Here is a 489-nt window from a genome sequence, read left to right as displayed (position 1 = left end):
TGCGGATGCGTATACACGCTTTTTCAAAAAACAAAACAGCGCACCGCACTTTAAATCTAAGAAGAACAACGTACAATCTTATACCACAAAACAAACAAATGAAAACATTGCCGTTGTAGGGAACAAAATAAAGTTGCCAAAACTAGGCCTTGTTCGATTTGCCAAAAGTCGCGAAGTAGAGGGGCGTATTGTCAATGCTACAGTTAGACGGAACCCTTCTGGTAGATATTTTGTGTCACTATTAGTTGAAACAGAAGTACAAGAACTTCCGAAAACAGATTCTTACATTGGAATAGATGTAGGACTAAAAGATTTTGCTATTTTGTCAGATGGAACACACTATGAAAATCCGAAGTTTTTCCGATCATTAGAAGATAAGTTGGCGAAAGCACAGCGTGTGCTTTCTAGAAGAATGAAAGGATCTTCTCGCTGGAATAAACAACGAGTAAAGGTAGCTAGAATTCATGAATACATATCAAATACTAGAAA

At 37.2% G+C, this 489-nt stretch carries 1 protein-coding gene; it reads left to right on the top strand.

What is annotated here, in order from left to right; genetic code table 11:
* Positions 1 to 489, top strand: a 489-nt coding sequence (locus MR112_RS28685) for a transposase (protein ID WP_242245897.1), incomplete at both ends; no start/stop codon positions are given.

Origin of the sequence: Bacillus cereus group sp. BfR-BA-01330, assembly GCF_022663885.1 — a bacterium.
Lineage (GTDB): Bacteria > Bacillota > Bacilli > Bacillales > Bacillaceae_G > Bacillus_A > Bacillus_A cereus.
The sequence above is the reverse complement of the archived record's forward strand: the minus strand, read 5'-3'. Positions and strand labels throughout refer to the sequence as shown.